18 protein-coding genes and 1 tRNA gene are annotated in these 19,941 nt (G+C 73.9%); 12 read left to right on the plus strand and 7 right to left on the minus strand.

Features of this window, described 5'->3' with window-relative positions; all coding sequences use genetic code 11:
- Positions 1–258: 258 nt before the first annotated feature.
- Positions 259–777, plus strand: coding sequence for a MarR family winged helix-turn-helix transcriptional regulator (locus LCE31_RS03890; protein ID WP_225012530.1), 519 nt, complete (start codon positions 259–261; stop codon positions 775–777).
- Positions 778–916: 139 nt separating this feature from the next.
- Here LCE31_RS03890 and LCE31_RS03895 read toward each other — a convergent pair whose 3' ends face one another.
- A complete protein-coding gene (locus LCE31_RS03895) occupies positions 917–2,101 on the minus strand; it encodes a DUF1266 domain-containing protein (RefSeq protein ID WP_225012531.1) in 1,185 nt (394 codons plus the stop codon).
- A gap of 105 nt (positions 2,102–2,206) precedes the next feature.
- Between LCE31_RS03895 and LCE31_RS03900 the strand changes: the two genes are divergently transcribed.
- Positions 2,207–3,592, plus strand: coding sequence for a CAP domain-containing protein (locus LCE31_RS03900; RefSeq protein ID WP_225012532.1), 1,386 nt, complete (start codon positions 2,207–2,209; stop codon positions 3,590–3,592).
- Between the two features lie 25 nt (positions 3,593–3,617).
- On the opposite strand, the gene LCE31_RS03905 is transcribed toward LCE31_RS03900, so the two are convergent.
- Positions 3,618–4,286, minus strand: coding sequence for a winged helix-turn-helix domain-containing protein (locus LCE31_RS03905; RefSeq protein WP_225012533.1), 669 nt, complete (start codon positions 4,284–4,286; stop codon positions 3,618–3,620).
- A gap of 501 nt (positions 4,287–4,787) precedes the next feature.
- A tRNA-Leu gene (locus LCE31_RS03910) sits at positions 4,788–4,875 on the minus strand.
- A gap of 129 nt (positions 4,876–5,004) precedes the next feature.
- Here LCE31_RS03910 and LCE31_RS03915 point away from each other — a divergent pair.
- The 3 genes from LCE31_RS03915 (at position 5,005) to LCE31_RS03925 (ending at position 7,704) form a co-directional block, all read left to right on the plus strand.
- Positions 5,005–6,330 (plus strand): M20/M25/M40 family metallo-hydrolase, encoded by a 1,326-nt coding sequence (locus LCE31_RS03915; protein ID WP_225012570.1) that lies wholly within the window; start codon positions 5,005–5,007, stop codon positions 6,328–6,330.
- Positions 6,331–6,542: 212 nt separating this feature from the next.
- Positions 6,543–6,776, plus strand: coding sequence for a chaplin ChpH (chpH, locus tag LCE31_RS03920; protein ID WP_225012534.1), 234 nt, complete (start codon positions 6,543–6,545; stop codon positions 6,774–6,776).
- A gap of 151 nt (positions 6,777–6,927) precedes the next feature.
- Complete coding sequence (locus LCE31_RS03925) at positions 6,928–7,704, plus strand: chaplin (RefSeq protein ID WP_225012535.1); 777 nt, start codon at positions 6,928–6,930, stop codon at positions 7,702–7,704.
- Between the two features lie 101 nt (positions 7,705–7,805).
- Here the strand turns inward: LCE31_RS03925 and LCE31_RS03930 are convergent, their stop codons facing one another.
- On the minus strand, positions 7,806–7,994 hold the full coding sequence (locus LCE31_RS03930; RefSeq protein ID WP_225012536.1) for a DUF5703 family protein: 189 nt from the start codon (positions 7,992–7,994) through the stop codon (positions 7,806–7,808).
- 47 nt (positions 7,995–8,041) lie between these two features.
- Here LCE31_RS03930 and LCE31_RS03935 point away from each other — a divergent pair, with 47 nt between their 5' ends.
- Positions 8,042–8,704, plus strand: coding sequence for a hypothetical protein (locus LCE31_RS03935; RefSeq protein WP_225012537.1), 663 nt, complete (start codon positions 8,042–8,044; stop codon positions 8,702–8,704).
- A gap of 395 nt (positions 8,705–9,099) precedes the next feature.
- On the opposite strand, the gene LCE31_RS03940 is transcribed toward LCE31_RS03935, so the two are convergent.
- Together LCE31_RS03940 and LCE31_RS03945 are read right to left on the minus strand one after the other, a co-directional pair.
- Positions 9,100–11,559 carry a helix-hairpin-helix domain-containing protein gene (locus tag LCE31_RS03940; protein ID WP_374118396.1) on the minus strand — a complete coding sequence of 820 codons (2,460 nt, stop codon included), beginning with the start codon at positions 11,557–11,559 and terminating at the stop codon, positions 9,100–9,102.
- Positions 11,556–12,536 (minus strand): aldo/keto reductase, encoded by a 981-nt coding sequence (locus LCE31_RS03945; protein WP_225012538.1) that lies wholly within the window; start codon positions 12,534–12,536, stop codon positions 11,556–11,558. The genes LCE31_RS03940 and LCE31_RS03945 overlap by 4 nt, the downstream gene beginning before the upstream one ends.
- Before the next feature lie 167 nt (positions 12,537–12,703).
- Here LCE31_RS03945 and LCE31_RS03950 point away from each other — a divergent pair, with 167 nt between their 5' ends.
- Complete coding sequence (locus LCE31_RS03950; protein WP_225012539.1) at positions 12,704–13,756, plus strand: LLM class F420-dependent oxidoreductase; 1,053 nt, start codon at positions 12,704–12,706, stop codon at positions 13,754–13,756.
- Positions 13,757–14,043: 287 nt separating this feature from the next.
- Positions 14,044–14,844 carry a ferritin-like domain-containing protein gene (locus LCE31_RS03955; protein WP_225012572.1) on the plus strand — a complete coding sequence of 267 codons (801 nt, stop codon included), beginning with the start codon at positions 14,044–14,046 and terminating at the stop codon, positions 14,842–14,844.
- 135 nt (positions 14,845–14,979) lie between these two features.
- Here the strand turns inward: LCE31_RS03955 and corA are convergent, their stop codons facing one another.
- Entirely contained in the window at positions 14,980–15,996 is a 1,017-nt protein-coding gene (gene corA / locus LCE31_RS03960; protein WP_225012540.1) for a magnesium/cobalt transporter CorA, read from the minus strand.
- 72 nt (positions 15,997–16,068) lie between these two features.
- On the opposite strand from corA, the gene LCE31_RS03965 reads away from it, so the two are divergent.
- From LCE31_RS03965 to mshC, 4 genes are all read left to right on the plus strand, one after another.
- Positions 16,069–16,755, plus strand: coding sequence for a histidine phosphatase family protein (locus LCE31_RS03965; protein WP_225012541.1), 687 nt, complete (start codon positions 16,069–16,071; stop codon positions 16,753–16,755).
- Positions 16,756–16,866: 111 nt separating this feature from the next.
- Positions 16,867–17,457 carry a DUF3090 domain-containing protein gene (locus LCE31_RS03970; RefSeq protein ID WP_225012542.1) on the plus strand — a complete coding sequence of 197 codons (591 nt, stop codon included), beginning with the start codon at positions 16,867–16,869 and terminating at the stop codon, positions 17,455–17,457.
- A 20-nt stretch (positions 17,458–17,477) separates the two neighbouring features.
- Positions 17,478–18,482 carry an SCO1664 family protein gene (locus LCE31_RS03975; protein WP_225012543.1) on the plus strand — a complete coding sequence of 335 codons (1,005 nt, stop codon included), beginning with the start codon at positions 17,478–17,480 and terminating at the stop codon, positions 18,480–18,482.
- Positions 18,483–18,540: 58 nt separating this feature from the next.
- Positions 18,541–19,770 (plus strand): cysteine--1-D-myo-inosityl 2-amino-2-deoxy-alpha-D-glucopyranoside ligase, encoded by a 1,230-nt coding sequence (gene mshC, locus LCE31_RS03980; RefSeq protein ID WP_225012544.1) that lies wholly within the window; start codon positions 18,541–18,543, stop codon positions 19,768–19,770.
- Positions 19,771–19,941 lie beyond the last annotated feature (171 nt).

Consider the following 19,941-nt stretch of genomic DNA (forward strand, 5'->3'; position numbering starts at 1 on the left):
TCCTTGGTCCGCCCGGGCACACCGGGGCGCACCGGGCCCGCGGTCGCGTCCTCCCGGTCCTACTCGGCCGCGGTGTGCTTGGCGCTCGCCGCGCTGAAGTGCCGGGTGTGGGGGCCGGTGAGGGGCGGGGGTCCCTCGCCGGCCCCCGCTCAACCCGTCCGACCTGGGGCGTGCGACCCCTGGCGCCCCAGGGATCTCTCCCGCGGGAAGTGCGAGGCGTCAGGTTTCACGGGAGACCGCGATGGAAGACATAGAGGCATGACCGACGACGTGCCATGGCTCGACGCCGAGGAGTTCGCCGCCTGGCACGCCATGGTGCGCGCGGTCAACGCGCTCCCAGAGGCCCTGGACCGGCAGCTCAAGCACGACTCGGGCCTGCCGCACACCGAGTACCTTCTGATGGCGGTGCTCTCCGAGGCCGAAGGGCGCACGCTGTCCATGACGCGGCTCGCCCAGCGGCTGCGGTTCTCCGCGAGCCGCCTCTCCCGCATCGTCAGCAAGCTGGAGGACCTCGGCCGGGTCGTGCGCCACCGCGACCCCGCCAACGGCCGGGTCACCCTCGCGACGCTCACGGACGAGGGCTACGCGCTGCTGAAGGACGCGGCGCCTGGCCATGTGCGCCAGGTGCGTGCGGTCGTCTTCGACCAGCTCGACCGCGAACAGGTCGGCCAGCTGCGGGCCATCTTCGAAGCGGTGCTCGCGGGCCCGCAGATGAGCCTCTGCTGCCCGGGCGCCGATCCCCGCCCCCGGGCGCTGACCCGGACCGGCGGGCACTGAGCCGGACCGGCGGGCGCTGGGCCGCGTCCCCGGGTGCTGACCCCCGCGGGCGGGCGCGGCGCCCGGTCCGTTCGGCGCATCGTTCGGCGAACGGTTCGGTCTGTTCGGCGGACCGCGCCCGCTTGGGCGGCTCCGCCCGTCAGTCCCACGGCAGCGTTCGCCAGGGGCTCTCCGGATCGTCCATCAGCAACCGGTGCGGCTCCAGCGCCTGTTCGTACCACTCCCCGAACTCCTCCGTGCCGAACCGCAGTACCCGCCCCAGCGCGTACCCGGCGGAGAAGTCCGCCCACGACGTGTGGCGCGCCCCGGCGAGCGCCCCCGCGCGCAGGATCGCGTCGCGCGCCTCCTGTCCGTCGCAGAGCCGGGCGCTCAGCCCCCAGCGGGCGAAGTTGACCGCCCGTCCGTAGTCGTACGCCGTCGCACTGCGCACATACCCCTCGGGCGGCAGCAGCCCGTCGGCGCGGAACCGGGCCTCGCACCGTACGATCCGGCCGATCAACTCCTGGATCGCCAGGCCGAGTCCGCCCGGCGCGCCGAGATCCGCCAGCGTGTCGGCGCAGGTCCCGCGCCATACGTCCAGCGGTACGCGCGCCCCGCACGCGCCGGCCAGCCGCCGCCGCACGTCCAGTACGAACTCCGGCTCGCCCGGACTGCTGCGCGCCGCCAGCAGCGTGTCCATCCGCGCCCGCCACTCCGCGTACGTCCCCGTGCCCCACGACTCGCGCAGCAGGTGCCCGTCCAGCGCGTAGTCGTCGTAGACGTCGCCGATCTCGTTCCACAGCACGCCGTTGCGGACGGCGAGCGGCGCACCGCAGGCCAGCGCCTGTGCGAGCAGGCCGGTCGTGGGGCCGTCGTACTTCGTCAGCAGCGCCGCGCGGCGGCCGCCGCCGGGGGCGGGGCCCGCGCTCGCGACCGCCCTCAGCCAGCGCCGCCGGTGCCGGAGCCTGGCCGGGAACGACATCTCCGTGGGCGTGCCGGGGTTCACGCAGAGCCCGAAGTGCGTGTCGGGCCACAGCTCCGCCATCGAGCGCAGCGACGTCCGCTGCACCACCGTCCCCTCGCGCCTCGGCAGCCGCTCACCCGCCGTGCGTACGGCCACGCACCAGGCGCCCGAGCGGTCCCGGCAGGTTCCCCAGCGCACCGACCCGCCGGCGTCCGCCTGCTCCCTCGGCACGTACAGGAACAGATCGCATCCCGCGAGCACCCGCAAAAAGGCGTCCTGGCCGCCCGCCACGGCCGCTGCCCTGAGGTCCCGCTCGATCCGGGTGGCCGGCTGCCAGGACCGCGCGAACGAACGGGCCCCGGCCCTCCGTGTACTGTCCACCGGCCGACCCTACCCAGCCCACGGCCGCCACCGTCGGCGCACCGGCCGGAACCGCGCGCGGCCCGCAGGCGTTTTCCCCGGTGTGCCGTACAGCGAGGGGCGGAAATGACGGAGTTGGTCCCCGGGGGAAACCAGGAACTGCCGGACGGCGCGCTGACCCTGCGCGTCCCCGGCCCCTTCGACCTGTCCGCCCTGATCACGGGCGACGACGGCACCGTGGGCGGCGACAGCGACTTCGTCTTCTTCAACCAGCCGTCCGCGCCCGGCGTCGAGGTGGGCTCCGGCGGCGGTACGAGCACGGTCCGCGTCGACCCCGGGCGGCTGCGGCCCGGCGCGACCCGCGTCACGCTCGTGCTCAGCGCCGCCGACCCCGGAGTGCCCCTCGGGGCCCTGCCCGCACCGGAGTTGAGTGTGCTGGAGGCCGGTGGCGCGGGCGTCGCCCTCGCGACCTTCAGGCCGCCGCCCGCCACTTCGGAGACCGTGCTGCTGCTCGCCGAGGTCTACCGGCGCGGCTCCGGGTGGCGGCTGCGCGCCCTGGGCCAGGGGTACGCCGACGGCCTCGCGGGCGTCGCTCGCGACTACGGCGTGGACGTCGTCGACGACGGCGTCCCGCCCGGGCCGCCGCCCATACCGGGGCGCCCGCCCGCGTACGTACCGACGCTGTTGGAGATCCCGGTTCCCACGTCCGTGCCGGCCTGGGCGGCGGGCCCCGAGGAGGACGCGGCGCTGGTCAACGCCGAGCGGATACGGGCGGGCGCGCCGCCCGTCGTCCTCGACGACCGCCTCACCGTCGCCGCGGCCCAGCACGCCGCGGCCATGGCCGCACACGGGTCGCTCGCCGTCGAGACACCCGACGGGGTCTCCCTCTACCAGCGCGTCGGCACGGCCGGATTCGCCTGCCTCGCCCTGACCGAATACCTCGTGTCAGGCCCGCGCGACACCGCCGGCTTCCTCGCGTACTGCCTCGGCGACCCGCACACCAGCGCGCCCTTCGGCGACGCCGCGTACACCCACATCGGCATCGGCCACGCCGAGGCCGGCGGGGGAGCGGGCGACATGTTCTGGGTGGCGGTGTGGGCGTCCCCGCTCACCCCGGAAGGCCTGGCCCGGCTCACCGCCGAGGTCGCCCGCCGCACCGACGCGGAGCGCGCCGCCGCGGGACTCGGGCCGCTCGCCCCGGACCCGCTGCTGGCCCGCGCCGCCCAGGACCACAGCGCGGACATGGCCGCCCGCGACTTCTACTCCCACACCGACCCGGACGGGCGCGAGCCCTGGGACCGGGCCCGCGCCGCCGGGGCCCGGCACCGGGGCGTCGGTGAGAACATCGCCTGCGGCCAGCGCTCGGCCGCCGAGGTGGTGGAGGGCTGGATGAACAGCCCCGGCCACCGCGCCAACATCCTGCGGCCGTCGTTCACCCACCTCGGCGTCGGCTACGCCACGGGCAGCCGGGCGGGCACGTACTGGACCCAGCTGTTCGGCACGGCGGACTGACCCCGGCGGGCGCCCGGCCCGCCCCTCAGGCGCGGGCGGACCGGACGGGCACGTACTTGTACCCCGCGCGCCGCACCGTGTGGATCGTCGTGCGGTGCGCGGGACCGAGCTTCCTGCGCAGCCGTGCGATATGGACGTCGACGGTGCGGCCGTCGCCCGCGTAGTGGTAGCCCCAGATGAGTTCGAGCAGGCGGGAACGCGAATGCACCAGATGGGGGTGGGCGACGAAGTGGGCGAGCACCTCGAACTCCAGATACGTGAGATCCAGCGGTTTCCCGTCGACCTGCGCCGTGCGCTCGTCGAGGTCGACCCGTATCCCGGGCGCCGGGCGGTCCGCCGGGAGCTCCACGGGACGGTCCGCGGGCCGGGGGGGGGGCCCGCGCCCCCCCCCCCCCCCCCCCCCCCCCGCCCCCGGGCGCGGGGGGGGGCCGCGGGGCCGCCCCCGGGGCGGGCGGGGGGGGGGGGGGGCCCGCGCACGCCCCGCCCCGGCCTCCGACACGCCTCCGACGGCCGACGGGTGGACGACGACCTGCGGCGAGAACAGGTCCTCGGGTGCGAGATGCGTCGGCGCGAGGACCACGTAGGTGACGAGGTGCTGGGCGGGTTCGCCCGTGGCCACGACCCGCAGGCGCCGCGGGGAGGTGGCCCCCGCGTCCGCGGTGTCCTCGGCGAGGATCTGGATGGGCTGCTGCACGGTGGGGCTCCTTCGTGAGGAGATGCGTGACAGGCGCGTGGAGAAACGGCTCGACGGTCACGGAAGGCGAGATCCGGGGAACGCGGCCGGTGGGCACGCCCACCGGGGGAACTCCGGCCGGGCAGCGCGCGCACGCGCGGACAGCGACGGACCGGGACACCAGGACGGGAACTTCAGCCGGCCTTCGGGGCGGTGGCGCGCGCGAGCCGTCGGCTCAACGGGCGGGGCACCCCACGGAAGGACTCAGCGGCCGACGGCACAGATCGCGCTGGCGTTACGTCGCAGATCGACGTCCAAACGCGATACGAGAAACTCAGCCTGGCTCACAGCAGCAGGCTCCCATTCCAGATACGAGAACGTCAACGCCGACCCCCCCGCCATCTCACCATGCGGCGCCCACGGGACGGCCGACGCCACTCGCCGGGCTGGAGCGTGTCCCGGTACGTGGGGCGCGCCGCACTCGGAGAAACAGAAAGACCCCAGATCGACTGGGGTCTTCGTTGGTGTCCGAGGGGGGACTTGAACCCCCACGCCCGATAAAGGGCACTAGCACCTCAAGCTAGCGCGTCTGCCATTCCGCCACCCGGACAAGGTGTCTGCCGGCGGCCCGCGGCCGTCCGACGTGGAAAACCATAGCAAACTTCGGGGGGCCTCCGATCACCCCGGTGGTCGGGGCACCATGGGGGGATCACCAGCAACGATCGTGGGAGTGAGCAGCGTGAGCGAGCCGAGCGCGGAGCGAGCCGTGGCGGGCGAGGGCGAGGTCGTGGACCTGTGCCGCGACCTGATCAGGATCGACACCAGCAACTACGGCGACCACTCGGGTCCCGGCGAGCGCGCGGCGGCCGAGTACGTCGCGGAGAAGCTCGCCGAGGTCGGCCTCGAACCGCAGATCTTCGAGTCCCACAAGGGCCGGGCCTCCACGGTGGCCAGGATCGAGGGTGAGGACCCGTCGCGGCCCGCTCTGCTGATCCACGGGCACACCGACGTCGTCCCGGCGAACGCCGACGACTGGACGCACGACCCGTTCGCCGGGGAGATCGCCGACGGCTGCCTGTGGGGCCGCGGGGCGATCGACATGAAGGACATGGACGCGATGACCCTGGCGGTCGTGCGCGACAGGATGCGCACCGGGCGCAAGCCCCCGCGCGACATCGTCCTGGCGTTCCTCGCCGACGAGGAGGCGGGCGGCACGTACGGCGCGCGCTACCTGGTGGACAACCACCCCGGCCTGTTCGAGGGCGTGACGGAGGCCATCAGCGAGGTCGGCGGCTTCTCCTTCACCGCGCGCGAGGACCTGCGCCTGTACCTCGTGCAGACCGCCGAGAAGGGCATGCACTGGATGAAGCTGACCGTGGACGGCACGGCCGGCCACGGCTCCATGACCAACACGGACAACGCGATCACCGAGCTGTGCGAGGCCGTCGCCCGCCTCGGCCGCCACACGTGGCCGGTGCGCGCCACGAAGACCGTACGGGCGTTCCTCGACGAGCTGTCCGACGCGCTCGGCACCCCGCTCGACCCGGAGAACATGGAGGCCACGCTCGCGAAGCTCGGCGGCATCGCCAAGATGATCGGGACGACGCTGAACAACTCGGCCGCCCCGACCATGCTCGGCGCGGGCTACAAGGTCAACGTGATCCCCGGGCAGGCCACCGCGCATGTGGACGGTCGCTTCCTGCCCGGCTACGAGGACGAGTTCCTGGCCGACCTCGACCGCATCCTCGGCCCGCGCGTGCGGCGCGAGGACGTGCACGCGGACAAGGCGGTGGAGACGACCTTCGACGGCAGGCTGGTCGAGGCCATGCAGACCGCGCTGAGCGCGGAGGACCCGATCGCGCGCGCCGTCCCGTACATGCTCTCCGGCGGTACGGACGCGAAGTCCTTCGACGACCTCGGCATCCGCGGCTTCGGCTTCGCGCCGCTCCAGCTGCCGCCGGAGCTGGACTTCGCCGGGATGTTCCACAGCGTCGACGAGCGGGTGCCGGTGGACGGCCTCAAGTTCGGCGCCCGCGTGCTGGACCGGTTCATCGACCACTCCTGAGCACTCCCGCCCCTTGCGTTCCGGGGGTCCTGCCCGACGGCCCGGTGTCCTCGCCCGTCGGTACGAGGGCCGGACGCGTGAATCGATCGCGCGTCCGGCCCCCTCACGGGGACGAGTGAATCCGACCATAAGCTCGTAGCCTCATTACTCCCTCCTCGTTACAGGTGTGCGGTCCGCAGCTGGGACCGCGGTTTGCCAACAAGGAGGAAGTAATGATCAAGAAGGTCGTCGCTGCTGCGGCTGTCACCGGTGGTCTGGTGCTCGCGGGCGCTGGTATGGCCTCCGCGGACGCGGGTGCCCAGGGCGCCGCGGTGCAGTCCCCCGGCGTTCTCTCCGGCAATGTCATCCAGGTGCCGGTGCACATCCCGGTGAACGCGTGTGGCAACACGGTCTCTGTGATCGGGCTGCTGAACCCCGCCTTCGGCAACACCTGCGTCAACGCGTGACGTTGTAGGTCGGCCCACACAGGGCTGTCGGCCCGGACAGGGCCTGATCCGGACGGGGCCGGAGTGCGCGCCATGCACTCCGGGGCCGCTGGGTATCCCGCTTCCGGCGTCGACCGGGGGTATCCCGTATGGCAGAAGGCAGGAACAAGAGATGAGACAGGGCACGCGCAAGGGCCTGATCACTTTCGCGGCGGCGGGCGGCGTCATCGCGCTCGGCGGCGGAGTGGCACACGCCGACGCGGGGGCCGGGGGCAGCGCCGTCGGTTCGCCGGGTGTGCTGTCCGGCAACAACGTGCAGGTGCCGGTGCATGTACCGGTCAACGTGTGCGGCAACACCGTCAACGTCGTCGGACTGCTCAACCCGGCGATGGGCAACCAGTGCGCCAACGCCTCCCACGGCGGCGGCGCGCACCAGGGCGGCGGCGCCCCGCACGGCGGAGGCTCTTCGCGCGAGGGCGGGAGCCACCACGGCTCCGGTACGCCCCCGCACACCGGCGGCGGTGGCGCGCACCAGGGCGGCGGCTCGCACGCGGGCGGCGGCGCCTCCCATTCGCCGGGCGTCGGCTCGGGGAACGACGTGAGCGTCCCGATCGACGTCCCGGTGAACATCTGCGGGCTCGGGGTCAACGTCCTCGGCATCGGAAACCCGGTGACCGGCGAGTCCTGCGAGAACGCGGACACGCCGCCCACCCCGCCCGCACCGCCTGCGCCGCACCACCCCGCGCCGCCGGTGACCCCGCCGGCCCACCGCGACGTGCCGCCCGCGCCGCAGACTCCGAAGCCCCAGACGGTCGCCGAGGTACCGGTCGCGGAGCACGCGCAGCTCGCGCACACGGGGGCCGACGGCCTCGGGATCGCGATTCCCGCGGCGGCGGGCATGGTCCTCGCGGGCACGATCCTCTACCGCCGCTCGCGCGCCGCCGCGTGACGACGGCCGCCGCGTGCGCGTACCCGGGCATCCGGTAACCCGGACGGGCCCCGCCTCTCACCCGGGCGGGGCCCGTTCCGCTGTCGCGGGCAGGGTGTCTCTCACCAGGTGGCGCGCACCTGTCTGATGATGCGCCTGCGCAGCCGCACCCTGCGGCTGCCGTCGCGGTGCAGACTCAGGCGGTCCAGTTCCCAGTGCCCGTACTCGGCATGGTCCGTCAGCAGACGGGCGGTGTCCTTGCGGGACACACCGCGGGGCACGTACACGTCGACAAATTCGTATTCCGGCATCGCATCTATTGTGCGACCAGACCCCGGATACGGATAGCGTCTGCTCTATGTCTGATGCTGCGCAGCCCACCGCTGCCGACGTACGCGCCGCCGCCGAGGCGGTCAAGGCCGCCCTCGACCGGCACTTGGCGGCAGTCGAGAACCGCACGGGTGAGGACGACCAGGCCGTTTCCGAGGCGTTCAACGCGCTGGCGGCGGCGGCCGAGGTCTACGACGAGCGGCTTTACCACCGGTACGACGAGGTGACCCCCTTCGAGATCCCGGAACCGGACGATTCCCTTCCGCCCTATGCGGGCCCGGAGGAACCCCACGCCCTCAGCGTGCTGATCCGCCGCGACTACGCGGTGGTCGAACCGGAGCGGCTCCTGGCACAGGCACAGCGCATCGCCGACGCGGACGACGACGTGGCCGCCGCGTCGGGCGTCGCGGCGGTCGTCGGCGGCAGCGTGCACGCGGCGCTCGGCGTGCTGTTCGGCGAGTACGAACCGGACGAGATCGCCTCGCGGCACAAGGAGTTCGGCCTGGAGGAGGGCGACTCCACCCTCTGGGTCTCCGCGGTCGACGACCTGCCGGAGCCCGGCGAATGGCTGGCGTCCCCCTTCGAGGCGGCGGACCCGCAGCAGGTCGTCTGCCGCTTCGACGTGAGCGCGGTCTTCGACGAGGACGATCTGGACGCCGACACGGACGACCTGGAGGAACAGGAGGCGTAGCCGCGGCGAGGAGCCGCCCACCACGCGATGGGCGGCTCCTCGCCGCGTCCGCGACGGCTCCTCGCCACGGAAGCCCTGGCCGCCGGCGGGCTGCGTCGGCCGTACCCCGGGCGCCGGCATTTCTGGGGCTACGGCGCCGGATTCCGCCCGTTGCCGGGGTGGCGCCGGGCCCAGCCTGCTCCGGGGTTGCGACGCGAACGGCGCTGGCCCGCGCTTGTTCGTGGGCTCAGCGGCGTACCGCAGCCGCGTCCCGAGCATTACGAGGGCTACGGCGCCGCGATTCCGGCCGCTGCCCGGCGTACCCCGGACCGAGCCCGTTCCGGAGTTACGACGCGAACGGCGCCAGCCCGCGGCCGGTCGTGGGCTCCAGCGCCGGGCCCCGGCGCTCCGCGCGGCTACGGCGCCGGTGCCGGGTCCGGAGCCAGCAGGCCTTCCACCAGGGGCCGCAGGCGGGTGTGGCGCGTGGCTGAGGGGCCCTCGCCCTCCGCGACCGCCCTCGGCAGCGCCTGGTCCACTCCGTGGACCACGGAAAGGTGCCGCTCGCCCCGTCCGAAGGCCGTGTACACCCACGCGCGGGTCAGGGCCTGAGCGGCGTCTCCCGGCAGCACCACCACCGCCGCGGGCCATCGCATCCCCGCGGCCTGGTGCGCCGTGAGCGCCCAGCCGTGCCGCAGCTGCGCCTCGACCCGCTCCCTCGCCACCGTCACGGTCCTGCCGGCGGCGCCGGCAGGACCGGCGGGCTCAGCGCCGCTGACGGCATCCGGGGTGTCCAGCTCCACGCGCAGGCCGTCCGCCTCCGCCGCCAGGACCACGCCCAGGACCGTGTGTCCCGGCGCGGGCACGTACGCGACCCGGTCGCCGGGGTCGAACCCGCCGAACCTGCCGGGCCCCGGCGCCAGCCGCTGCTTGAGCGCCGCGTTCAGCGCGCGCGTGCCCGCCGGGCCGCCGTGGCCGACCGTGACGACCTGGGTCTGCCCCGGCGCCAGCCCGAACGCCCGGGGTACGGACTCCGCGACCAGCTGCACCGTGCGGTGCACCGCCTCGCCCGCGTCCCGCACCGGGACGATCACGATCTCCTTGTCCGGCGCCGGCACCTGGTTCAGCTCGCCGATGCCGATCCCCGAGACGAGCTCGCCGATCGGCCCCGCGTCCGGCGTCCGGGACGCGATCTGAGGACAGACCCGCGCGGCGAGGAGGTCGTTGAAGACCCGGCCCGCGCCCGCGGAACCGAGCACACAGGGATCGCCGTCGAGCACCAGCCTGCTGCCGTCCGCCAGCGACTCGACCAGCACGGCCGCCGTCTCCACGTCCAGCTGCGGCGCGTCGAGCACCACGAGCAGGTCCAGGGCGAACACGCCGTCCGCTTCCCGCCCCGGGCCCTCGGAGCCCCCGAGCAGGCCCGCCACGGTGACCACGCCGGCGGCGCCGGAGGCCAGGAGCCGGTCCCGGCCGTTCTCGCTGTGCGTCGCGACGGCTGCACGCAGCCCGAGTGCCCGCGCCGCCGCCGCGACGGCGACCGGCTCGGCACGCGCGGCCTCGCCGCCGGTGTGCAGGACGAGACCGTGCCCCGCGACGGCTCGCAGCAGTTCGGCGGCGGACGGCGAGGGCGCCGCGCGCTCCGCCTCGGCCCAGGGCTCCCCGGGCAGCTCCCCTACGGTCTTCACCAGGCGTGCGAGGCCGTCCGCGAGGCTCTCCTCGGCGAGCGCGAAGCGGTCGAGCCCGAGCAGCACGGGGGTGGAGGGGGCGCCGTCCTGTCCGCCGGGCGCCGCCCCGCCGCCGTCCTCGGTGTCTCCCGCGCGCCCGGTCGCCTCTCCGGGCTCTGCGCCGTCGTCGTACGCGTCCTGGGCCCCGTCTCCGTGCCCGTCCTCGCCCTCGTCCTCTTCCTCGTCGCGGAAGACGAGCACCGCGCCCTCCGCCGCGGCGTGGCGCACCGCCTCGGCCGGGTCGGGCACGCCCTGCCTCGCCAGTCCGTCGCGGACCGCGGAGACTTCGAGCGCGGTGTGGCCCTGGACGGCGGCGCGCTCCAGCGACCAGACGACCAGGGCGACGGCCCGCCGCTCGTCCCCGGGTCCGCACTCCGCGCCGAGCAGCGCACGGGCGAACCCGTCCGCCTGCTCGGGCCGTACGCCCGGCACGGCAAGCAGCTGCCACGGGTCCTGGCGCAGCACCTCGCCCGCGGACTCCCCGAGCGCGGTGACCACCGGAGCCGCCAGCGCCTCCGGGGCGCCGCCCTCGCCGAGAACGGCGCGCACCGCGGCGAGCGCCCCCGCGTCCAGTGCGGCCGGGGCCGGTGCGTCCGGAGCGGAAAGCGGGGCGGGCACAGCGGGCGAGGGCACGGTCGCGGCAGGCGCGGGGGCGCCCGGAGCCGGGGCGGACCGCAGCACGGCAGGATCGGGCGTGCCGCCGCTCTCCACCGCGCGGACGGCGGCCAGGAGGTCGGCGGCCTGGCCGCTGAGCTTGGCGCCCGCGGCGACGGGTCCCGGCTTCCCGGCCTTGCGCTCCTCGATGCGCCGGCGCAGCTCGCGCTGGGCGGCGATTTCGGCCTGGGCCTCGCTCAGTTCCGGGGCCTCCGCACCGTCCGCGCCGCCCTCGCCGCCCGCGGCCTCCGCGCCGTCCGAGTCCTCCCCACCTCCAGTACCTCCCGTACCGCCCGAGCCGTCGTCGGTCCCGTCGGCCGCCTCCACGGGCTCCGCCGCCCCCACCTCCTCGGCGGAAGCCGCCTCCCCGGCGGAAGCCGCCTCCTCGGCCACGGCGGCCGGCTCGGCCGCGCTCTCGTGCGCCCCGCCAGGCGCCTCCGGCCCCTCCGCGCCCGCCTCCTCGACGGTCGCCTCGTCCGCGTCGCGGTCCGTCGTCACAGCGTGCTCCAGTCCTGGTCGGGATAGCGGTGCACCGGGGCCGACACGTCGTTCAGCGCCCGGCAGATCTCGTCAGGAAGACTAAGGCCCTCCACCGACAACGCCTCGGTGAGCTGCCGCGCGTTGCGCGCGCCCACGATCGGGGCCGCGACGCCCGGCCGGTCGCGTACCCAGGCGAGAGCGACCGCGAGCGGGCTCGTCGCCAGGCCGTCCGCGGCCGTCGCGACCGCGTCGACGATCCGGCCCGCCGCTCCGTCGAGGTACGGCTCCACGAACATCGCCATGTCCGTCGCGCCCCGCGAGTCCGGGGGTGTCGTGTGACGGTACTTGCCCGTCAGCACGCCCCGCCCGAGCGGCGACGACGGCAGCAGTCCGACGCCCAGGTCGAGCGCGGCGGGCAGCACCTCCCGCTCCACGCCCCGCTGGAGCAGCGAGTACTCCATCTGCGTGCTGGCCAGCCTGGTGCGTATCCCCGGCGACGCCAGCTGCCAGGTCGCGGCCTTCGCCAACTGCCAGCCGCAGAAGTTCGACACGCCCGCGTACCGCGCCCGCCCGCTGGTGACGGCGATGTCCAGCGCGTGCAGCGTCTCGTCCAGCGGGGTCTCCGGGTCGAAGGCGTGGATCTGCCAGAGGTCCACGTAGTCCGTGCCGAGCCGTTCCAGGGAGGCGTCGAGCGCTTGGAGCAGATGGCCCCGCGAGCCGTCGAAGCGCCGGTCGGGGTCCGGCACGCTGCCGGCCTTGGTGGCGATCACCAGGTCGTCGCGCGGCACCAGCCGCTCGACGAGCCGGCCGAGGAGGTACTCCGCTTCTCCGCCGCTGTACACGTCCGCCGTGTCGATCAGCGTGCCTCCCGCTTCCCAGAAGGCCTTCAACTGGTCGGCCGCGTCGTGCTCGCCGGTGTTCCTGCCCCACGTCAGGGTGCCGAGCCCGATGCGCGAGACGCGCAGTCCCGTACTGCCGAGATGCCTCTGCTCCATGGGGGCTGAGGTTACTGGGCAGAGCCCCACCCCGCGTGAGGGCTGTGGACAACGGACCCGTGACGTGATGGGTGCCGACGGGCGCTGACGGCCCCGCACGGCGCGCGCTACAGTCCCTGGGGCAGGACATTACCGGTGAGTAGGACGAGTAGGGAGCGGGTGCGGGAATGCGGCTCGGCATCAACCTCGGGTACTGGGGTGCGGGGATGGACGGCGACAATCTCGCCGTCGCACAGGAGGCGGACCGGCTCGGCTACGACGTGTGCTGGGCGGCCGAGGCGTACGGCTCCGACGCCCCGACCGTGCTGGCGTGGGTCGCGTCCCGCACGGAGAGCATCGACGTCGGCTCGGCGATCATGCAGATCCCGGCCCGCCAGCCCGCCATGACCGCCATGACGGCCGCGACGCTCGACTCGCTCTCCGGCGGCCGGTTCCGCCTCGGCCTCGGCGTCTCGGGGCCGCAGGTCTCCGAGGGCTGGTACGGCGTGAGGTTCGACAAGCCGCTCGCCAGGACGCGGGAGTACGTGGAGATCGTGCGCGCCGCGATGTCGCGCGAACGGCTGTCGTACGAGGGCGAGCACTGGACGCTGCCGCTGCCGGAAGGACCCGGCAAGCCGCTCAAGCTGACCGTGCACCCGCAGCGCGAGCACATCCCGCTGTACATCGCGGCGATCGGGCCGAAGAACCTGGAGCAGACGGGCGAGATCGCGGACGGTGCGCTGCTGATCTTCCCGGCGGCCGAGCACCTGGAGGAGACGGCGCTGACGCACCTGCGCGCGGGCCGGGAGAAGGCCGGGCTGACGATGGACGGCTTCGACGTCTGTCCGACGGTGCCGCTGGCGACCGGCGACGACGTGCCCGCGCTCGCCGACCAGTTCCGCCCCTACACGGCGCTGTACGTGGGCGGCATGGGCAGCAGGAAGCAGAACTTCTACAACCGCCTGGCCGGACGCATGGGGTACGAGAAGGAGGCGGCGGAGATCCAGGACAAGTACCTGTCGGGCGACAAGCCGGGCGCGGCGGCCGCCGTGCCGCACGACCTGATCGACTCGACCACGCTGCTCGGCTCGACGGCCCGTATCGCCGATCGCATGCAGGCGTACGCGGCGGTGGGTGTCACCACCCTGACGCTGGCTCCCGCGGGCCTCACGCTGGAGCAGCGGGTGGAGGCGCTGCGCGTCGGCGTGGACGCCCTGGAACGGGCCGGCCTCGCCGAGTAGCGGCCCGTAGCCCTCTTGCCGGAGGCGGGCCCGTGCCTGCCTTGGCGGGCCTCGCGAGGCGGACCCCGCGAGACGGGCCGCGCGAGGACGGATACGCGGCCGTGGTGGGGGCTCGGGGGTCTCCCCGCCACGCCCGCCTCACCCAGGACAACGTCCGGGGCCGCGTGCGGTTACGCGTGGGCGCCGTCCTTCTTTCGGCGCAGTCCCCGGCCCCACCTGTTGCCTCCGCGGCTCCATCCGCTTTGACTCGTTTTCTGCGGATGTCTGTTCAGATGGAGGTATCAGAGATGCTCTCGGCCCACAGTCTGTTCCAGGAAATGGTCGACGACGACCGGGCGTTCCAGCTGTTCTGCTCCATCGCCGCGTCGGGCGAGGCCCAGGGCGGCTGGGAGAACAGCAGGATCGCCGCGCTGGTGCCCGACAGCATGCGCGACCTCGCCCCCAAGATCACCCGGCACGGCGCCGACGAGGACAAGCACGGCCGGATCTTCAACGCCCTCCTCAAGAAGCGCGGGCTCGACCCGGTCGAGGTGCCGCTGGAGACCGACTACACCGTGCTGCTCGAACAGCGCGGCATCGGTCTCGCGCACGAGAAGCTCCGGCGCGACGAGCCCCTCACGGAGCGGGACATCATCGTGTACCTGGCCCACAGCAGGGTCACGGAGCAGCGCGCCAGCGACCAGATGGACATGCTGAAGACGCACTTCTCGGAGAACCCCGAGGTGGGCAAGGCCGTCAAGATGATCAGCAACGACGAGGACAACCACCTCGCCTACTGCCACGAGGAGCTGCTGCGGCTCGCCGCGCAGGGCCACGGCCGGTTCATCCTCGACTCGCTCGTCTCGTGCGCCCGGGTCGAGATGTCGATCTACCGACAGGTCAGCCTGGCCGTCATGGACCACATGGGCCGCATCCTCGGCTGGCCCGCGCCGAAGGCCGCCGCGCTCGCCGCGGGCATCAACGCGATGTACGCGTACGAGCGGCTCGGCGGATGGCGCCGGATGACCCGTCTCACCCAGCCCGAGCGCCGCGACGCGCTCGGCGGCCCGGTCGAGGCTCCGGCCCCCGCACCCGCCCCGGTGGTCTGACGTTCCACGCGGCGAAGCCGCCGTCCGCGCGCGTACTTCCGGCACCGGCGGGCGGCGGCCGGTGTCCGCCGGTGCCGGCCGCAGGGATGACGGCCGAAACGGGGAGGCGACGGCCGGAACGGCCGGGCGCCCGCGTCAGAGCCAGCCGCGCCGCTTGAACTGCCGGTGCAGCCCCGCCACGACCACCAGCATCAGCGCGATCACCGCCGGGTACGCCCAGATCCAGTGCAGCTCCGGCATGTGCTCGAAGTTCATGCCGTAGATGCCGGCCACCATCGTCGGCACCGCCGCCATGGCCGCCCACGCGGAGATCTTCCGCATGTCGTCGTTCTGGCGCACGCCCATCTGGGCCAGGTGGGCGGACAGGACGTCCGTCAGGAGCCGGTCGAGGCTCTCCACCATCTCGTTCGCGTGCGTCAGGTGGTCATTGACGTCCCGGAAGAACGGCCGGGCCTGCTCGTTCACGAACGGCACACCCGTCCCCGTCAGCTTCTGCATCGGGGCCACGAGCGGTCCTGTCGCGCGCCGGAACTCCAGTACCTGCCGCTTGAAGTTGTAGATGCGGGCCGCCGTGGTCTGCGCGTTCGCCGAGCGCTCCGCCGCTCGGCCGTCCGACGCCGGTGCGAAGACCTCCGCCTCCACCCCCTCCAGGTCGATCTGGAGCTCGGCCGCCACGTCGATGTAGTGGTCCACCACGGCGTCGCTGACCGCGTAGAGCACCGCCGTCGGCCCGTGCCGCATCACCTTGGGCTCGTTCTCCAGCCGGTGGCGCACGGCCGAGAGCGGGGCGCCCTCGCCGTGCCGCACGGTCACGACGAACGAGTCACCTATGAAGACCATCAGCTCACCGGTGGTCACGGTGTCGCTGTCCGCGTCGTACGTCGCGGGCTTGAGCACCACGAACAGCGAGTCGTCGTAGACCTCCAGCTTCGGCCGCTGGTGCGCGGTCAGCGCGTCCTCCACGGCCAGCGGGTGCAGCCCGAACTCGCTCGTGACGCGCGAGAACTCCTCCTCCGTCGGTTCGTGCAACCCGATCCACAAGAACGCGTCCCCGGAGGCGCGCGCCTGGTCCAGGGCGTCCGAGAAATCCTCGGGGCCCTCCGTACGGTCGCCGTTGCGGTAAATGGCACAGTCCACGATCACGCCGGGCATTCTCCCCGCTCGCGGACCGCGCACACCACAGCGGCGGCGGGCGGCCCGGCCGGCATGGTTACGCTAGCCGTCATGGCCACGCTGATCCTCGTACGTCATGGACGCTCCACCGCCAACACCTCGGGACTGCTGGCGGGCTGGACCCCCTCGGTGGCGCTCGACGAGCGGGGCGCCGCCCAGGCCGCGGCACTGCCCGCCCGCCTCGACGGCATCCCGTTCGCCGCCGTCGTCGCCAGCCCCCTCCAGCGCTGCCGCGAGACCCTCCAGCCGCTGCTCGACGCCCGTCCCGGCACCGAACTCATCACGGACGACCGGATCGGCGAGTGCGACTACGGGGAGTGGACGGGCCGCAAGCTGGCCGAGCTGAACGACGAACCCCTGATGCAGGTCGTGCAGCAGCACCCCGCCGCCGCCGCCTTCCCCGGCGGGGAGTCGATGGCCGCCATGCAGGCGCGCGCCGTCGCCTGCGTACGGGAGTGGAACGAGCGCGTCGAGAAGGAGCACGGCGAGAAGGCCGTCTTCCTGATGTGCTCGCACGGCGACATCATCAAGGCGATCGTCGCCGACGCGCTCGGCATGCACCTCGACCTCTTCCAGCGGCTGAACGTCGACCCCTGCTCGGTCACCGCCGTCGCGTACACCCGGCTGCGCCCCTACCTCCTGAAGCTCGGCGACACCGGGGATCTCGGTGCTCTCGTGCCCCGCGGGGCGGGGGGCGGGGGCCCCGGGGCGGGGGGGGGCGGCGCGGGCGCGCCGTGATCGCCGGGCGCAGTAGGGTGGACGCGCCGTGCACGCGTCACGGGTCGCCGACGGCGGCCTCCTGAGCGCCGCGCCGGTGCCGATTCCATCACTTCCCAAGGGAGACAGGGCGTGTCCCGTCAGGTGTTCCTCTACGATCCGCCGGACCGCTTCGTGGCCGGCACGGTCGGGCTGCCTGGACGTCGTACGTTCTTCCTCCAGGCGTCCGCCGCGGGGCGCGTGACCAGCGTTGCCCTGGAGAAGACCCAGGTCGCCGCGCTCGCCGAGCGGATCGACGAACTGCTCGACGAGGTCGTGCGGCGCAGCGGCGGAAACGCTCCCGTGCCCGCGGTGGCGCCCTCCGACGTCTCCGACTCCGCGCCGCTCGACGTGCCGATCGAGGAGGAGTTCCGGGTCGGCACCATGGCGCTGGCCTGGGACGGCGACGAGCAGCGCATGATCATCGAGGCGCAGGCGCTCGTGGAGCTTGACGCCGAGACCGACGAGGCCCTGGCCGAGGCCGAGGAGCGGCTGCTCCAGGACGAGGAGAACGGCCCGCCGATGCTCCGCGTCCGGCTGAGCGGATCGCAGGCCAGGGCGTTCGCCAAGCGTGCCCTGCACGTCGTGAACGCGGGCCGGCCGCCCTGCCCGCTGTGCAGCCTGCCGCTCGACCCCGAGGGGCATGTGTGCCCCCGCCAGAACGGATACCGGCGGGGCGCGTGAGCGGTGAGGGGGAGGGCGTGATGAGCGGTGCCGTCGGGGAGACCGAGGCTCAGGTGTCGGTCACGGATCTGCTCCGCGAGGGCGAGCTGACCGTACGCGGCCGGATACGTGAGGCGTCGAACGGGGTGCTGTACTGCACCATCGCCTTCCGGGGAGCCGAGGCGGCCTGCGTCTACAAGCCGGTCGCGGGGGAGCGCCCGCTCTGGGACTTCCCCGACGGCACGCTCGCACAGCGCGAGGTCGCGGCGTACGAGGTGTCCGAGGCGACCGGCTGGGGGCTGGTGCCGCCGACCGTCCTCCGTGAGGGCCCCTACGGGACGGGCATGATCCAGCTCTGGATCGACGCGGAACCGCTCGACGACGGTGGCGACGACCTCGACGACGGTGGCGACGACGATGCCGACGAGGGCAGTGGCGAAGACGCCGGTGGCGCAGACGCCCACGAAGGCGACGTGCCGGAAGGCGACGCGCAGGGACGTGACGCGCAGGAAAGCGACTCGCCGGAAGGCGACCCCGGCGCCGACGGCCTCGTCACCCGGCTCACCCCGCTGCTCGCGCTGGTGGCCGGCGAGGAGACCGTCGACGGCTGGAAGGCGATCGGCCTCGCGGAGGTCGGCGAGGGGGAGACGGCGCTGCTGGTGCACGCCGACGACGAGCGGCTGCGCCGGCTCGCCGTACTGGACGCGGTGATCAACAACGGTGACCGCAAGGGCGGCCATCTGCTGACCTCGCCGGAAGGCCGCCTCTACGCCATCGACCACGGCGTCACGTTCAACGCCGACGACAAGCTCCGCACCCTGCTGTGGGGATGGGCGGGGCAGCCGCTGCCCGAGGAGGCGCTCACCGTCCTCGCCCGGCTCGCGGAGGAACTCGCCGAGGGGGCGCCGCTCGCCACCCGGCTGGCGGAGCTGATCACGCCCGCGGAGACCGAGGCGCTGCGGGCGCGCGTACGTGAACTGCGCCACACCGGGCGCCATCCCGAGCCGTCCGGGCAGTGGCCCGCGATCCCCTGGCCACCGGTCTGACCGATCGGGCCCGCCCTCCGGGTCGTATCCGGATACCACGTCCGGTTACGCTCATGACATGCATGCCTGGCCAGCTTCCGATGTCCCCGCCCTGCCCGGCACGGGCCGCGACATCCGGATTCACGACACCTCGACGGACGACAGGGTCACCCTCACCCCGGGGCCCGTCGCCCGCATATATGTCTGCGGTATCACGCCGTACGACGCGACCCACATGGGGCACGCGGCGACGTACAACGCGTTCGACCTGGTGCAGCGGGTGTGGCTGGACACGGGTCGGCAGGTCCACTACGTGCAGAACGTGACGGACGTGGACGACCCGCTGCTGGAGCGCGCCGAGCGCGACGGCGAGGACTGGACGGCGCTCGCCGAACGTGAGACCACCCTGTTCCGCGAGGACATGACGGCGCTGCGGATGCTGCCGCCGAGGCACTACATCGGCGCGGTCGAGGCCATACCCGGCATCGTCCCGCTGGTGGAGCGGCTGCGGGAGACCGGAGCCGCCTACGAGCTGGAGGGCGACACCTACTTCTCCGTCGCCGCGGACCCGCACTTCGGCGAGGTGTCCCGCCTGGACGCGGCGGCGATGCGGCTGCTGTCCGCCGAGCGCGGCGGCGACCCGGAGCGGCCGGGCAAGAAGAACCCCCTCGACCCGATGCTGTGGATGGCGGCCCGCCCCGGCGAGCCGAGCTGGGACGGCGGCAGCCTCGGCGCCGGGCGGCCAGGCTGGCACATCGAGTGCGTCGCCATCGCGCTCGACCACCTCGGCATGGCCTTCGACGTGCAGGGCGGCGGCAGCGACCTGGCCTTCCCGCACCACGAGATGGGCGCCTCGCACGCGCAGGCCCTGACCGGGGAGTTCCCCTTCGCGAAGTCGTACGTGCACGCCGGCATGGTCGGCCTCGACGGCGAGAAGATGTCGAAGTCCAAGGGCAACCTCGTCTTCGTCTCCGCGCTGCGCGAGCGGGGCGTCGACCCGGCCGCGATCAGGCTGGCGCTGCACGCCCACCACTACCGCTCCGACTGGATGTGGACGGACCAGGTCCTGTCCGACGCGGAGGCACGGCTGGCGCGCTGGCGCGCCGCCGTCTCCCGGCCGGAGGGCGCTTCCGCGGACGCGCTGGTCGAGGAGGTCCGCGCGGCGCTCGCGGACGACCTGGACGCGCCGGCCGCGCTCGCGGCGGTGGACCGCTGGGCGGCGGTGCAGGAGAGCGAGGGCGGCTCGGACGAGGGCGCGCCCGGCCTGGTCACGCGCACCGTGGACGCGCTGCTCGGCGTGGCCCTCTAGGCCCCGTCGCCCGCCGCGGGACGGCACGCGGGCTTTCGGACATCGCGAAGGGGCCCCGGGGGGCCCCCCCCGGCGGCGGGGGGGGGGCCCCCCCCCACCCCCCCGGGGGCCGGGGGGGGGGCCCCCGGGGGGGGTAAACCCCCGCCCTTCTTCCATTCCGCGGTTCCCGGT

The organism is Streptomyces sp. 8L (assembly GCF_020176795.1).
GTDB lineage: Bacteria > Actinomycetota > Actinomycetes > Streptomycetales > Streptomycetaceae > Streptomyces.

Excerpts from the sequence above, each read along its gene's own strand:
- chpH (WP_225012534.1), top strand. The coding sequence starts at position 6,543 with ATGATCAAGAAGGTCGTCGCTGCTGCGGCTGTCACCGGTGGTCTGGTG.
- LCE31_RS03945 (WP_225012538.1), bottom strand. The coding sequence starts at position 12,536 with ATGGAGCAGAGGCATCTCGGCAGTACGGGACTGCGCGTCTCGCGCATC.
- LCE31_RS03955 (WP_225012572.1), top strand. The coding sequence starts at position 14,044 with ATGCTCTCGGCCCACAGTCTGTTCCAGGAAATGGTCGACGACGACCGG.
- LCE31_RS03890 (WP_225012530.1), top strand. The coding sequence starts at position 259 with ATGACCGACGACGTGCCATGGCTCGACGCCGAGGAGTTCGCCGCCTGG.
- LCE31_RS03965 (WP_225012541.1), top strand. The coding sequence starts at position 16,069 with ATGGCCACGCTGATCCTCGTACGTCATGGACGCTCCACCGCCAACACC.
- LCE31_RS03900 (WP_225012532.1), top strand. The coding sequence starts at position 2,207 with ATGACGGAGTTGGTCCCCGGGGGAAACCAGGAACTGCCGGACGGCGCG.
- LCE31_RS03925 (WP_225012535.1), top strand. The coding sequence starts at position 6,928 with ATGAGACAGGGCACGCGCAAGGGCCTGATCACTTTCGCGGCGGCGGGC.
- mshC (WP_225012544.1), top strand. The coding sequence starts at position 18,541 with ATGCATGCCTGGCCAGCTTCCGATGTCCCCGCCCTGCCCGGCACGGGC.
- LCE31_RS03930 (WP_225012536.1), bottom strand. The coding sequence starts at position 7,994 with ATGCCGGAATACGAATTTGTCGACGTGTACGTGCCCCGCGGTGTGTCC.
- LCE31_RS03975 (WP_225012543.1), top strand. The coding sequence starts at position 17,478 with ATGAGCGGTGCCGTCGGGGAGACCGAGGCTCAGGTGTCGGTCACGGAT.
- LCE31_RS03935 (WP_225012537.1), top strand. The coding sequence starts at position 8,042 with ATGTCTGATGCTGCGCAGCCCACCGCTGCCGACGTACGCGCCGCCGCC.
- LCE31_RS03950 (WP_225012539.1), top strand. The coding sequence starts at position 12,704 with ATGCGGCTCGGCATCAACCTCGGGTACTGGGGTGCGGGGATGGACGGC.
- corA (WP_225012540.1), bottom strand. The coding sequence starts at position 15,996 with ATGCCCGGCGTGATCGTGGACTGTGCCATTTACCGCAACGGCGACCGT.